General features: G+C 56.3%; 12 protein-coding genes. 1 reads left to right on the top strand and 11 read right to left on the bottom strand.

Annotation, left to right across the window (positions count from 1 at the left end):
* The 8 genes from VIL80_RS04460 to VIL80_RS04425 all read right to left on the bottom strand — a co-directional run.
* Window positions 1-215 (bottom strand): PH domain-containing protein (locus tag VIL80_RS04460; RefSeq protein WP_332034949.1); only part of this gene is annotated, 215 nt, incomplete at its 3' end.
* The gene (locus tag VIL80_RS04455) at window positions 212-1,495 is read right to left on the bottom strand and encodes a DEAD/DEAH box helicase (RefSeq protein WP_332034948.1); all 1,284 of its coding nucleotides are present in this window, start codon (window positions 1,493-1,495) and stop codon (window positions 212-214) included. The genes VIL80_RS04460 and VIL80_RS04455, both read right to left, overlap by 4 nt.
* Before the next feature lie 130 nt (window positions 1,496-1,625).
* Window positions 1,626-2,213: a DUF3237 domain-containing protein gene (locus VIL80_RS04450; RefSeq protein ID WP_332034947.1), complete on the bottom strand. Its 588-nt coding sequence runs from the start codon at window positions 2,211-2,213 to the stop codon at window positions 1,626-1,628.
* A gap of 11 nt (window positions 2,214-2,224) precedes the next feature.
* Window positions 2,225-3,973 (bottom strand): amidohydrolase, encoded by a 1,749-nt coding sequence (locus tag VIL80_RS04445; RefSeq protein ID WP_332034946.1) that lies wholly within the window; start codon window positions 3,971-3,973, stop codon window positions 2,225-2,227.
* A 109-nt stretch (window positions 3,974-4,082) separates the two neighbouring features.
* Window positions 4,083-6,278, bottom strand: a complete 2,196-nt coding sequence (locus tag VIL80_RS04440; protein WP_332034945.1) for a TonB-dependent receptor — start codon at window positions 6,276-6,278, stop codon at window positions 4,083-4,085.
* Between the two features lie 85 nt (window positions 6,279-6,363).
* The gene (locus VIL80_RS04435) at window positions 6,364-7,617 is read right to left on the bottom strand and encodes a serine hydrolase domain-containing protein (protein WP_332034944.1); all 1,254 of its coding nucleotides are present in this window, start codon (window positions 7,615-7,617) and stop codon (window positions 6,364-6,366) included.
* A 237-nt stretch (window positions 7,618-7,854) separates the two neighbouring features.
* Entirely contained in the window at window positions 7,855-8,988 is a 1,134-nt protein-coding gene (locus VIL80_RS04430; RefSeq protein ID WP_332034943.1) for a helix-turn-helix transcriptional regulator, read from the bottom strand.
* A gap of 117 nt (window positions 8,989-9,105) precedes the next feature.
* Window positions 9,106-10,077: a helix-turn-helix transcriptional regulator gene (locus tag VIL80_RS04425; RefSeq protein ID WP_332034942.1), complete on the bottom strand. Its 972-nt coding sequence runs from the start codon at window positions 10,075-10,077 to the stop codon at window positions 9,106-9,108.
* Between the two features lie 121 nt (window positions 10,078-10,198).
* On the opposite strand from VIL80_RS04425, the gene VIL80_RS04420 reads away from it, so the two are divergent.
* Window positions 10,199-10,819 carry a glutathione S-transferase family protein gene (locus tag VIL80_RS04420; protein ID WP_332034941.1) on the top strand — a complete coding sequence of 207 codons (621 nt, stop codon included), beginning with the start codon at window positions 10,199-10,201 and terminating at the stop codon, window positions 10,817-10,819.
* Between the two features lie 95 nt (window positions 10,820-10,914).
* Here VIL80_RS04420 and VIL80_RS04415 read toward each other — a convergent pair whose 3' ends face one another.
* The 3 genes from VIL80_RS04415 to VIL80_RS04405 all read right to left on the bottom strand — a co-directional run.
* A complete protein-coding gene (locus VIL80_RS04415; protein WP_332034940.1) occupies window positions 10,915-11,688 on the bottom strand; it encodes a hypothetical protein in 774 nt (257 codons plus the stop codon).
* Window positions 11,689-12,081: 393 nt separating this feature from the next.
* The gene (locus tag VIL80_RS04410; protein WP_332034939.1) at window positions 12,082-12,579 is read right to left on the bottom strand and encodes a hypothetical protein; all 498 of its coding nucleotides are present in this window, start codon (window positions 12,577-12,579) and stop codon (window positions 12,082-12,084) included.
* A 434-nt stretch (window positions 12,580-13,013) separates the two neighbouring features.
* A partial coding sequence (locus VIL80_RS04405; protein WP_332034938.1) for a hypothetical protein occupies window positions 13,014-13,720 on the bottom strand: 707 nt, incomplete at its 5' end.

Below are 13,720 nucleotides of genomic sequence, written 5' to 3'. Positions count from 1 at the left end.
TTCTTGTAAGGTAGGGAGGTGAAATCCTTCTTGCTGCCGGTGATGCCCTGCACATTCAGCGCAATGATGCGCTTGCTGGTAAACACCACGCCGTCGCGCATGGATTTGAACGAATCCAGTACTTCCTCGCCGTCTAGCAGCAGCGGCGCTACTTTTTCCGCGAAGTCTGCATTCTGCTTGAGCTTGAACACGCTCTTGTTATTGAAGTCGATCATTTCCTAATAGCTCCCCATGGCGTTTTCGCTACAGGCTGCTCCGCCTTCGCGCTGTGGTTCTCTTTCTTGGTGTGGTGCTCTTTCTTGGCGTGCTTGGGTGTTTTACCACTTTTGGCGACAAAGTTTAAATTCGACGGCGGCAGGTCTTTCACCACCGGGAATTCCTCGATGGTGACCCGATCGATGATCTTGCCGAGCCGGCGCTCCACCGCACACAGCCGCTTGAAATCGTCTTTTGATACCAGCGATACCGCCTCGCCAGATAAGCCGGCCCGGCCGGTACGGCCGATGCGGTGGATATATTCATCGGCCTCATCGGGCATATCGTAGTTGACCACGCGCTCCAGCTCATCGATATCGATACCACGCGCGGCAACGCCGGTGGCCACGAGTATGTTCAGTTCACCGGATTTGAAATCCGCGAGGATCTTCGAGCGCGATGCCTGGCTCTTGCCACCGTGAATTGCTTCCGCCTTGATGCCGCGCTTCTCCAGCTGGCTCACCAGCTTCGCCGCACCGTGCTGGGTGCGGATAAAGATCAGTGCCTGGGTCCAGTTATGCTCCTTGATCAGGTGGCTGAGCAGCGCCGATTTATTGTGCTTGTCGACCGCGATCAGCCACTGGGAAATTTTTGGTGCGGTTTTCTGGTTGCTGGCAACGGAGACATCAACCGGATTGTTGACCACCGACCTGGCCAGTGACTTTACCTGGCTCGACAGGGTCGCGGAGAACAGCATGCTCTGGCGCTCGGCGGGCAGGCGCGCAATGATTTTGTCGAGGTCGTCGATAAAGCCCATGTCCAGCATGCGGTCGGCTTCATCCAACACCAGCGTTTCCAGCTCGTCAAAATAGAGCGCGCGCTGGTACGCCAGATCCAGCAGGCGCCCGGGGGTGGCGACCACAATGTCCACGCCGTCGATCAACTGCTGTTTCTGCGGTTCCAGGTCTACCCCACCCACCATGGACATAGAAGTGACCGCCAAGTGCTTACCATACAGCTGGATATTGTCCTGGACCTGTATGGCCAGTTCGCGGGTGGGCACCAGAATCAGCGCACGGAATCGCTTCGGGCGGCGCTCGCGCTCACCACGGAGCGCCTGGAGAATAGGCAACACAAAGGCGGCGGTTTTGCCGGTACCGGTCTGCGCGGTCGCAATCACGTCGCGCCCCTCCAGAATGGCGGGAATCGCCTTGCGCTGGATCTCGGTGGGGGTTGAATAGCCCTTGTCTTCGAGGGCTTGCAGGATCGGGTCACTCAATCCCAGGGTGCGGAATGTCATCTGGACTCTCTGTTCGGGCATGGGCCAAAAAATGATCGGCGGCTGGTTTAAGCGCGGCATGGTAACAGTAAAGTCCAGAATAGTTCGCGGTCTTTGAATTATCCGAGAAAGACGAAATCGAACGCCGTAGCTATCCAATCTGGTTCATCAAGTAGCAGCCAATAAGCACAGCGTGTTCACCCACATCATCAATCGTGCCGACGAAAATATTTTGCGTGAGCCAGTTGTGCTTGCCTGAAGACGTCTTGAATTTGGGCGTCGTCAGGCAGTAGTAATCCTCAGCCAAGAGCTGTGCGCCCGACTGCAGCTTCTTCAGCCCCGTTTCGTTGGGGCGCCATACGCCGGCGTTGTCGATAATAATGGTGTCGCCCTCATCAGTTTTCAGGCGATACAGCGCGTTGATCATGGTCACGCCATCGCTGCGCTCGACGGACATATCTGCGCCGCCGGGTATGACTTTGCCTTTCAATCCACGGCCACTGAAATGTCCGCCCACAATGGGGTAGTTGATCCGGTGGCCTTCGGCACTCATACCCATGTCTTCGGTATCGCCGAGTTCAACATGGATTTGCAGCACCAATTCTGCCTTGAGCGCCCTTTGCTCCGGTGTTTTGAACAGTTCATTGGCCCGCCCTTTAGTTGGCGCGCTTATACCCAGGGTGCCAATGAGTCCAGCCAAACCGAATAACGTACTTCTCTTTTGAACATCCGTAGCCATGCATCACTCCACTATTTCAATGAATTTACGAGTTGGTCATCAAATACAAAATCCCCGCCGAGCATGGTTTTGGCGATTTTTGCACTGTGGATTTCGTACATTTCCCGGGAAAAGATATTGTCCTTGAGGACGACGAGATCCGCGGCTTTGCCGACGGCAATAGATCCCAGTTCATCCGCTTTTCTCAGCTGGCGGGCACCGTTGATCGTGTACCCTTCGACAAGCTGCTGAAGTTCCAGACGTTCCGTAATCGGTTGCATGACCTTCGCATTCGGGCCGCCCTCCAAATCCTGCCGGTTGATGCCAATCTGCATGCCGAGAAAGGGGTTGGCACGTTTAAGTTCTTCCGGTACTACCACATCGCTGGAAAATGTCACCACCGCGCCGGACTCGATAAAGGTTCGCGCCCGCATCTTGTGGTTGTTGCGCTCCCCCAGGCTGGACTCGGCCCCCTGATAGAGATCCCCAAACCAGTGCGGTGTAAAGTTGGCGATAACACCCAGTTCCCTAAAGCGGGGAATATCCGCATCGTCGACCAATTCCAAATGACAGAGAGTAAGCTGTGGATAATCCCAGCCCTTGTTGCGCGCGGCCTCGTAGGCATCCAGCGCCAGTCGGGTGGCTCTATCGCCAACCACGTGCATATGCAGGTCGAGTTTTTCCCGGTGTAATTCGCCAATGAATTCTATCAAGCGCGACTGTTCGATCAGCGTGCCACCTTGGTTACCTGGGTCATCTTCGAATTCATCGAGCACTGCTGAGGTGCGGATTTCGTGCACGCCGTCAAAATGAATTTTTACCGCATTGAATGTCAGGTGCGTGCCTGAGTAGGTGGCGCGCAGGCGTTTAATTTCGGCAATGGCGCTGTCAATCTGTTCCGGCAAGTGAACGTGGTAAGTACCCTCATAGCGAAGGGGCAGACGGTTTTCCCTGTCCAGTTTTGCCAGCACGCCATAGACCTTGTCGTGCAAGCCGAGGTTGCCGCCGTCGTAAAGACTGGTAACCCCTTTGCTGGACAGGTAGTGAAGGAAGTTTTCCAGATTGGACTCAAAAACGGCGGGATCGGCACCTTCAAAAATCCGTTCCTGAATGGAGGCGAAGGTAAATTCCTTTATCCAGCCGGTTGGTTCGTTGTTTTCCCGGCGTTGGTAGTAGGCCAGTCCCGGGGCGGGATCAGGGGAGTCTGCGCTGACCCCCATGAGTGCCAACGCCTTGCTGTTCAGCCACATACTGTGTCCGGAGTCATCCATCAGCGCGACGGGACGATCACTTACCACCTGGTCTAGCATCGCCTTGTCGGGTCCCTCGATACCGAAGTCCGCGGTACGCCAGTAGCTGGCGATAATGAATGGCACCTGCGGGTGCGTGTCAGCGTAGGACCGGAGCCACTGAAGCAGCGCTTGTGGCTCTGGATCGGGTACTTCAACCAGGTCTGTTGATGCGAACAGGGCGAGGATGCCGGGATGCGTGTGACCGTCGATCAACCCGGGTAGCACCAGGCTGCCATCCAGAGTAATTACGTCAGTTTCAGGCCCTATCCGTCTGCGCGCGCCAGCCTCATCTCCCACATAGGAGAACTTGCCGTCTTTGACGGCGACCGCCGTAACCCGCGGCTGTGCCGTATCCATCGTATAAATGTCACCGCCGAGCAGAACCCGGTCAGCGCGCTGCTCGCAGCCTGAAGAAAATATTGCAATTAGTGTGCAGGCAAATAAGTAGATGGCCGGAAAATGGTTGCTGCGCATACGGCTGGCGCTCATAAATGCTCCGGAATATTTAGAATCAAATAAGGCAGAAAACTAAAAAGGCCTGCGCAGCCAAGGTGCACAGGCTTTGGAAAAAACGACCGCGTAGCGGTCGTATCCGTGGTTAGAACGTGACGTTCAGCCGCAGCCCATATTGGCGCGGTGCGCCGTAGAATTCGGTGATGCCGAACTGACCGGAGACATACTCTTCATCGGTCAGGTTGCTGCCGTAGGCTTCCAGCTGCCACTGCTCGCTGACCAGAGCGAGGGAAGCGTTGACCAGGTTGCGGCTGTCCAGCACATCCGACTGCGGAGCGTACGGCAGATAGGTGTATTGCTTATCCACATGGGAATAGTTGAGTCGCGGTGTCAGATACAGTCCATCCGACAAATTGAACTCGTAACTCAGGGAGACGTTATAGGTCCACTCGGGTGCGTAGAGTGCATCGCCGCCGGAGGTGGACTCCGTAAACGGCGCATAGTCGAAACAGATTGGCGGCATGGACGGTACACCCGCGGGGCATTGCGGGCCGAGCGCACTTCCCGGCAGCGCCCGGGCATTCACAAAAGTCTGCCCGGGAAGATCGGAATCGGTATAGCCGAGATTAGCGCTCAGCAACCAATTACCCAGCCGTGCCTGTACCTGTGCCTCGATGCCCTGGATGGTCATATCGGCAATGTTTTCGGAACCTTCCACACCGGTGGATGTTTCCAGCGCCGCGAATTGAAAATCACGGTAATCGTTGTAGAAGGCGGTCAGCTGTGTGCGCACGCGATCATCAAGGGCACTGAATTTCCATCCCAGCTCGTAACTGGTGACATCTTCGGCATCAAATGTCGACGTAGTGGAATTGAAGCCACCGGGTTTGTAACCGGTTGAGATCTGGGCATAGAGCAGGCCGTTATCCAGGTGGTGGTTCAATGCGAGCTTGCCGGTGATGCGATCATCCTCGTAGTCACCAGACAGGTCGCCCACCTGCAGGCCGCCGGGTGGAAAGTCCGGTATACCGCGGCCCACATAAATACCGCCCCAGCCGGTCACGTCATAGGTGGATTGACGAATGCCCGCCTGCACTTCCCAGGACGGCAGGAGTTCATAATTGCCCTGCGCAAACAGACCGGTCACCGTGCGGGCATTTCCTCCGGGTATATCTGTGGGGAAGCCGGCCTGGGTGTCGACGATCATGATGTCGATATCGGTTTTCTGATAGTAACCGCCCACCACCCAATCTAACTTGCCGTCTGTTGGCGAAATGACATTGATTTCCTGGCTACGCTGTTTTTCATTGGCGAAATAGTCTTCCACTATATCGCCATTGACCGTCACCGGTGCCGAAGATCCATCCAGGTCCGAGACGTTGTTGATTTTCTTGTCCTGATAGCCGGTGAGGGAACGCAGCACGATGCCGTTTTCCAGCGTGTAATCCACCTTCAGGCTGTACATATCGCCGCGATCTTCGTAGGACACGTCCTCGTCGAACGCCAGGGTAAAGGCATCTCCGGTGCGGAATTCGCCGTAGGTAGTACCCGGAATCGGTTGAGCCGTATAGCCACCGGTATCCCGTTTGTTGGTTTGTGCCTTGAACAGCAGTTCGAAATTTTCCGGCGCCCACAGCACACCGAGACGCCCGCTGTATTCATCCAGCTTGCCGGCGTCGTTATCGTAGGGGCCGGTATCCTGGTAGAAACTGTCGCGGTCCCGCTTGAAGCCCGCCAGCCGAATGGCGAGGGTGTCGGAAACTGGTACATTGACTGCACCGTCCAAACCGAGATTGTTGAAATTGCCCACGGAGGTTTCCGCATAGCCGCCGAACGTATCCAGTTCGGGCGATTTGGTGTTGATGAATATCGCACCGCCGGTGGAATTGTTTCCCACAAAGGTTCCCTGGGGGCCGCGCAGTACTTCCACAGTTTCGATGTCGTAAAAACTGCTGGACTGAACGATAGGTGGCTGGAACAGGCCGTCTACGTAAGTGGCCACCCCAGCGGTAATGTTCGGGGTATTGGTAGCAATGCCGATGCCGCGAATATTCACGCTGAGGGTCGGCCCGGTATCACTGATAGAGAGCGAGGGTGAAGCCGTCTGCAAATCCTTCAGGTTGGCGACGCCCCTGTTTTTCAACATGTCGCCGCTGAGTGCCGTTGCTGACATGGGCAGATCAACCAGGCTTTCCTCCCGGCGTTGGGCGGTAACCACAACTTCCTCAATGCCGGAACTGGCTTTTGTGCTGGCATCCATCTCCGATGCACTGGCCTGGGCGAGCACATAGCTGCTGGCAGAACCCAAAAGGGTTGCCAGTAATAGCTGGTGGTTTTTCACGGAATACTCCTTGCTCTCTTTGCTTTTTTATTTAGCGATGGACGAGTACCGCTTCGCCCGGCTTATTTACCGATGTTCGTTCAATTTATTCGGGCTGCCATTTGGACGCGGCCTCGAAGAAACTGAAGGTTTCCCGCATTGCGGCGTCGTCTTTGTCGTTCGGTGGGAAATAGCTGAGTTTGACGATCACTGTGTTGGTGGAGGGATCGACGAAGATAAACTGGCCTTGCAGGCCAATGGCGGAATAGGCAGGGGTTTTGGAGACGGTCCACCACTGGTAGCCGTAATCCATTGGGCCATCCTCGGCACCGGCGGGTTTGGTCGACTCTTTTACCCAGTCGGCGGGAATGATCTGTTGGTTATTCAGCTTGCCGCCATTCAGCATCATCAGTCCTACGCGGGCGTAATCGCGCAGCGCTGCATTGAAGCCGGCACCGCTGAACTCACGCCCAACTCCCGGCTCGCCGTCCATAATGAAAAAGCCATCGAACTCGGCTCCCAGCGGTTCCCATAGCCGGCTGGCCATATAGGAGGCGAGGTTGCTACCGCCGCTTACCCGTTCCAGCAGCAGGCCGAGTACGGCGGTATCAATCGTCTTGTACTGGAATACTTTTCCCGGCGCGTGCGCGCGTTTGATATCCCGGGCCGCGTCCGCGAATCGCACCACGTTCTTTACCAGCGCCTGAATATGGTTGCGCGCGGCAATGCCGGGGCTGTCGAACTCGTAACTCTCCTCGTAATCCACCCCGGAGCGCATCTGCAGTACCTGGCGGATGGAGACCCCGTTGTAGGCGCCATCTTTAAGCTCCGGCAGGTAATCGGTGATGTCGTCGTCGAGTGAGCGGATTCGCCCCTCTTCCAGCGCGCAGCCCACCAGCAGGGAAGTCAGGGACTTGGTCATGGACCACCCCATGAAATGCGTATCCGGTGTGCTGTTGTTGAGGTAATTCTCGTAAACGATCTTGCCGTCTTTCATCACCAGCATGGCATTGGTATAGGTGCGATCCAGGAACTCCTCCGGCTTGTAGGTCTTGCCCTCAAAGCGATAGCTGAAATCCAGCGTGTGATCCTCGCGGGCCAGCTCGAAAGGGTTGCCGGAGCGGGCCACCTTCCGGGTCGTAAACAGCGTGTCCATACTGCGGAAGGTCAGGACGTTGATGTCGCCATCGTTCATATGCCAGCGGGCATTCTGGATCGCAACCGGCACATCCGATTCGGGCCCGACCTGCGCCACCAGCGGCTCAACGGTCAATTTGGCGTGTACCACTGCCGGCAGCAGACCGATGGATAAGATCCCGGCAAAATTCGCGAATAGGTATTTGGTTGGTTTTTTTGTCATTGTCCATTTACTCCTGGCAAAGCCCAGACAGCGCCAGCTGTCGCAGTCATCGTTTTCAAACGCTATTCGATGCTATGGATGGGCAATCGGAGTGTCATATCCAATTTGAGATATGCGACAGGCAAAGTGTGCTGTCGGCACTGGGAAATCGCGTGGTGTCTGGGGGCGTGTGCGGCGCCGCCAGTCAGGCACCGCACATAGCGAAGAAAACCCTGGGGCAGGATTTAAGGCAGGGAATTAGTTGAGGGTGTGCAGGGTTTTCGCGGAGATCGAAGAGCCGATAATTCGCACCAGTTCCGGCTGCCGGTGAACGCCCAGCTTGGAGAAAATACTCTTTAGCTGAATACGGACAGTACCCACGGCAACACCCAGATTCGCCGCATACTCGCTGACCGAGCACCCATCACACAGCGCGATTGCAAGCTTCGCCTCGGCGGGCGTGAGGCCAAACAGCTGCACAATATCCACCGCCTGCAGGTTCAGCCTGACTTCACTTTCAGACAGGTACAGCGCGATATAGGGCGCAGCCGTATTACCCCCAAACGGCATGGGTACGGCGAGCAGCTGCAGTGGTGCATCCCAGGTCGGGCCGATGGCACTCACAAACCTGGAGCCACGCCCGCTGCCAGCCCGGTCAATCAATTCGGCAAGCAGGCGCTGGTCAGCGTTGGCCGCGCAGCGCAGCCTTGTCCCCGACAGGGACAGGTGCCGGGAGCGCTGGATGATCTGGCGGGCACAGTGGTTGCTCCAGTGCAGGGCGCCGCGGCGATCGAGAATCACCACCCCGGTATTGAATTGATCCAGTGACTGGGAAAGAAATTCCGTGCGCGCCTCCAGCTGGCCGATCTTTTCAGAGAGTGCAACGGTCTGCTTCAGGTGGGGCGTGAGTTGGTACAGAAACCGCTCCTGTTCCTCACTGAACTCCCGCGCATCGTCGTAACGCCGGTGCAAAATCATGCACAGATTACGGTCCTCACCCAGCTGTACACCCAAAATGGCCGGACGCCCGAGGCCGAGCATCTGTGTGCGCTCGCGGAGTTCCCGGAAACGTGGAATCTGCGCGGTAGTGCGGCACTCGTCGCGAATGACGATGCTCTCGGCCATCGGCAGCCTGGCGTTACTGAGATCCAGGCGCGGGTTGTCCGCATTGTTAACCAGGCAGTCATGGGCCTGTGCATGCTCGGTGGATATGGAATCCCGGACGATCCACTGCTGGTTCAGGCGGTTGCCATCACGCTTGAGCATCTGCACCACAACGCACCCGAGCTGCATTTCATCTCTGATCAGATCCAGCGCCTGGCACCAGTTGCCCGTTTGCTCAGCGGACTTGTAGAAGGTAGGCAGCATTTGCTGCAGGAAATCAGGGCGCATAAATAACTCGCAAAATTAACTAACCTCTAGCGGGTCCTCGTTGTCTTCTGTGGCACTAGCAGTAAACCTTACAGGTGTGACCACAGGCAAGCGATGCAAATGACAAGCCAACCCTCGTTAAGCCGCCGTCATCGCCAGCAGCCTTTCCGCCTGACGGCGCAATTCCACCTTTAATTCCGACGGGGTGAGAATTTCGAAGGAAAACGGCAGCCGCCCCAGCTGCCCGGCAAACCAATTCAGGCAGCCGGTGTGCGCGCGCCAGTGCACTGCATCGCCTCTCGGCGTGAGCAGGCCTACTTCGTCCCCGAGTAGCGCGCTGGCATGCGCCAGGTCCGTGTGCAGCAGCAGCTCCACTTCAATGCCCGCGTCCATACTGGCGAAACTGTTGGTGAGATACGCAGCCGCATCGAAATCCTGTGGCCGCCGGAAGGGGATTTCCAGCCGGCGCAGCTGCAGCATGCGGTCCAGCCGAAACGTGCGGATCTCGGCGCGCAGGTGGCAGTGGCCCACCGCGTACCAGCGGCCGCGGCGGAACACCAGACCGTAGGAGTCGAACTCGCGCCGGGTTGGGTTCTCGCTGACGGCGCCATGAGCGTTGCCGCTGCCGCCGGCGTAGTCGAACACCGTGCGGCAGCGGTGCTGGGTGGCGGCGGCAAGGGTGGCCAGCGTGGCCGTATCCGGCGCCGCCTTTGGCACCAGGTCCAGGGTGATGCTGTCATCCAGCGCGCGCAGTTGCTGTTTCAGCTTCTGCGGCATTACCCGTTCCAGCTTGGCCTGGGCACTGGCAACGGCGATGGAGACTTCACCTACACTCAGGCTGCGCGCCGCCAGCAGGCCGAGGGAGATGGCCAGGGTCTCCTCGTTGGAGAACATCATCGGCGGCAGCTTGTAGCCAGACACTAACCTGTAGCCGCCGTGGCGCCCGCGCTCCGCGGTGAGTGGAATGCCGATCTCTTCCAGGGTCGCGATATAGCGGCGCAGCGTGCGGCCATCCACGCCGAGCATATTGGCCAGCTCGCTGCCGCTGGCGTTGCCGTGGCTCTGCAGCAATTCCAGCAGCGCCAGCACTCGCGTCGTCGGATTCGACATGACTTGCATCCTGCAAAATTTATTAGGGCGGAATATAGCCTATTTAAGAATTACAGTGCTCGCGTTCGGATTACACACCCCACACAGACCAATGAAGAGTAACGACGAAATGGAGAGCGTTATGAATGATGAGGTAATTCTCTTTACCAACCCCCAGTCCCGGGGCCGCATTGCACGCTGGATGCTGGAGGAGGTGGCTGCGCCCTACCGCACCGAAGTGCTCGAATACGACGGCAGCATGAAAGCGCCCGCCTACCTCAAGATCAACCCCATGGGCAAAGTGCCGGCCATCGTGCACCGCGGCGAGGTAGTGACGGAGTGCGCTGCCATCTGCGCCTATCTGGCGGAAGCCTTCCCGCAGGCAGGGATGGCGCCCACACCCGAAGAGCGCGCCAGCTACTACCGCTGGCTGTTCTTCGCCGCGGGACCGCTGGAATCCGCGATCATCGACACCAAGACCCTCGGGATAGCGCCGGATGCACATAAGCAGCGGATGGTGGGCTACGGCAGCTACGCGGCAGTGCTCGACAACCTTTCCAACTGGTTTATGAGCCATGCCTATGTCACCGGCGACCGCTTTACCGCCGCCGACGTGTATGTGGGAGCGCAGATCAACTGGGGCGTGCAGTTCGGCACCATTGAAAAACGCAGCGAGTTTATCGACTACGCCAAGCGCGTTACCGACCGCGACGCCTACCGCCGCGCCACGGAAAAGGATGATGCATTGATGGAAAAAGCCTGAGGAAAAACTACCGGAGCAGCTGCCATTGCGGCTCGGTACTGAGCCGCTGTTATCACGAATGCTCCTGCCTATTCGCGGCCCTTAGAGCAAAGTATTCATGGCTGCGCGCTGCGGAACCGCGCAATGGCTTCGGCCAACTGGTCCAGTGCCGGGCTTAGTGCGCGGGCGACCTGTTGCGGGTTGCCAAATTGCTCGCGGGCCTGCTGTTGAGGAGCCAGCTCCAGCAGAAACGCGCCGCCGCTGGAGTTGCCGGCAATATACAGGGTCTGGTTTTTCTGCATGCGCAGCTTATCCGTATAGTCCGGTCTTAGCCTGGCACCTTGTCTCGCCAGGGTTTGCAGAATTTTGTCTTGAACCAATAATTGTTTGGTGAGTGTTTTAGTACCGGGGCTTAGCGAGCGGTCGTCCACAATAATTTGTGCTCCGCCAATGTACTCCGCGTCGGCCAGGCTGGCTTCGGGCGGTAAGCGGTCGGCATCAAAATGGAGTGCCACTATCGTGCTGCCTGCACGCACCGCACTGCGTAACAACTCGTCATAGGCAGCATAGGCGCTATCAAAATCAGTTTTGTTGGCAATGCGTGCCACGGGAAGCTGCTCTTCAACACGCGCAATTTTCACCGTAAGTCCATGTGCCCGCAGCGCGTCGGCGAGGTAGTCTGCGGCGGGATCGATATAGTCGCGCTCGCGGCCCTCTGCACCGTTGCTGGCCTCACTGTAATCACCCGGGCGAGTGTGGTCTGTGGCAATCAGGACAGCTACGTCATCGGGCCCAGGTTTTGGGCGCTCGGCAGCACTTATAGGGTTTGCGAGCAGCGGCAGGCAGGCGGCACACAGGGTGGAAAGTATTCGCGGGAGTGGAGTACGCATTGCAATCAGTGTCTTGTTTGTCAGCAGGGTCTCAAATACTGATTCCTTGGTCTGCGCGCGGCAAATCCCAAACTATCGGCCCGGCCTATGCATCTGGTACTTGCTGCCAACGTGTTTTCGATCATGGAACCGATAAATGACGAAGTAAAAGCCTACGGTAAAAATTTTGGTTTTTACTTAATTCGCTGAATTTGATTGCGTAGAAACCCGGCCGTGGTCAACGCTTTGAGTAAAGACATCTTCAAGCACATTGGCGTTATAAGAGGTGTAAGAAAAGCTACGGGGATGTATCCGAAGCAAACCGCTCTCTTTTTAACCACAGCAGTTCGAAACCAAATGGGAAGAATATTCGAAGGTACCCGGGAAAACCCCGGGCATTTTTGCGCTGTTACCTCACCCAATAGGGCATGCGGCGTTCTCACCTTCTCCCCACGCCATTACCGACTGCATAAACCATTTTGAACCCCAGGGAGAATAGCCGGTAATCGAAACACCGGATTCCTGTGGCTCCACATTGATCACTGCCACGATATTACCGCCCTCGTGCTGCGGGCCGGAAAGACCTAGGGATTCTCTGCGGACGGTGAACTGGGTGAGAGAGTCACTTGTGGCAGTGATGGCGTAATGCCAGATACCCGACGCGCTGCCGATGAGCGCCCCTTGGGAAAAGAGGGTCGCGTCCTGCCTTACCCCTTCCACACAGCTGTCCATATTGGCTTTCAGACTGCGTACGGAGTCCCGATAGGGGATGGCCGGCATTTTGGAATATACCCTGCCAAATGCAGAATCGCTCAAGCGCTCGGCAAATTCGTTTGGGTTGTTCGGAGGCAACAGCGCGGTACACCCCTGCAGGACCGCCATACCCAGTACGATGGCTAGAGCCTTTTTCATAATGGTCTTGCTCTTTATAGTGTTGTGTTTTTATTTCGCGAAGTCAGGACACACTCTCAGTGTGGCCAGCATCACATGCTGGGCATAGAGCAACTGCCTCTTCGTCTTATGGCCGTTCTTATAACACGCAAAAGTGTGATTATGTAGAGTGAAATGGGGCAAATTACACCGGATTACACGTGGCTGGCCGAAAGCTATTTATTGTACTGGTGGGTGCATTTTTACCGGCTGTCGCGGCCACAGCAGAGAGTGCCTGGCTGGTCATTGCGCCGAATAAGGCGTTTTTGGGTGTGGTTCTTGTAGTTTGACGGAAATACGCAAATTTTTTCGAGTTTTGAAGGCGTGCCATCTTGAAACGGTGGTTTGCAATTAGAAAAGGGCGCTAAAGCGCCCATTTCTAATTCAAATTCCACTATTGGAACTATTGCTTTTATCTATATATTTTTGACTTCCTCAAATGGGCAGTTTTCTACATTCCTTGCTCCAAATTTTGGACAGGTGTACTCAACAAATACTGCATCAGCCGGCCATTTGATCTGCAGCATCTCATCGATATCAATGTTGCCGTGGTCCAGTGGCTTTCCGCAGCCATAGGCAATGTGCACGTAATCGACGGTGTTGAAGTTTCTATAGTCGCCACGCACATTATGTACTCGCTTGCGCGGATTGCTGCAGCGCACGGAATAGAGTGCTTCTGTTTCTGTGTGGGCAAACAGTTGGGTTGCATTTTGTGCCGGACCGATGCATTTCCAGCCTTCCGGTTTGCCAGACTCCACGCGCTTAAAGCAGATGGCCTTGGCCTCCTTTACCTTGATTGTTTCGGCACCGGCAGGCAAGGAGGAGGTTTGTCCCTGCGCTGCCATAGCACTCGCCATGGATGTACTGGTACGAGATGCGTTGGCACTTGAGTTGCGGCTAGTTGATGCACTGCCTGTTACTGCATGGGTAGTGCCTACCATTTGTGCCGGTAAGCCGGTGGCCGAGTTCTTTCCAGAATGCGTAATCACACAATTGTGATTGTTGTTCTGCCTGTTCACATAAAACTGGCCACCCTGGCTGGTGCATTTGCTTTCGGCTTCGGGAAGTAATTGTGCTACCGAAGGGGTGCTTACGGTTGCTTTCAGGTTTATATTGTCGAGGC

The sequence above is a fragment of the Microbulbifer sp. genome (genome assembly GCF_036563125.1).
Lineage (GTDB): Bacteria > Pseudomonadota > Gammaproteobacteria > Pseudomonadales > Cellvibrionaceae > Microbulbifer.
The sequence above is the reverse complement of the archived record's forward strand: the minus strand, read 5'-3'. Positions and strand labels throughout refer to the sequence as shown.

Coding starts and splice junctions, on each gene's coding strand:
- VIL80_RS04415 (WP_332034940.1), bottom strand. CDS start 11,688: ATGCGTACTCCACTCCCGCGAATACTTTCCACCCTGTGTGCCGCCTGC.
- VIL80_RS04420 (WP_332034941.1), top strand. CDS start 10,199: ATGAATGATGAGGTAATTCTCTTTACCAACCCCCAGTCCCGGGGCCGC.
- VIL80_RS04425 (WP_332034942.1), bottom strand. CDS start 10,077: ATGTCGAATCCGACGACGCGAGTGCTGGCGCTGCTGGAATTGCTGCAG.
- VIL80_RS04445 (WP_332034946.1), bottom strand. CDS start 3,973: ATGAGCGCCAGCCGTATGCGCAGCAACCATTTTCCGGCCATCTACTTA.
- VIL80_RS04410 (WP_332034939.1), bottom strand. CDS start 12,579: ATGAAAAAGGCTCTAGCCATCGTACTGGGTATGGCGGTCCTGCAGGGG.
- VIL80_RS04450 (WP_332034947.1), bottom strand. CDS start 2,213: ATGGCTACGGATGTTCAAAAGAGAAGTACGTTATTCGGTTTGGCTGGA.
- VIL80_RS04430 (WP_332034943.1), bottom strand. CDS start 8,988: ATGCGCCCTGATTTCCTGCAGCAAATGCTGCCTACCTTCTACAAGTCC.
- VIL80_RS04435 (WP_332034944.1), bottom strand. CDS start 7,617: ATGACAAAAAAACCAACCAAATACCTATTCGCGAATTTTGCCGGGATC.
- VIL80_RS04455 (WP_332034948.1), bottom strand. CDS start 1,495: ATGACATTCCGCACCCTGGGATTGAGTGACCCGATCCTGCAAGCCCTC.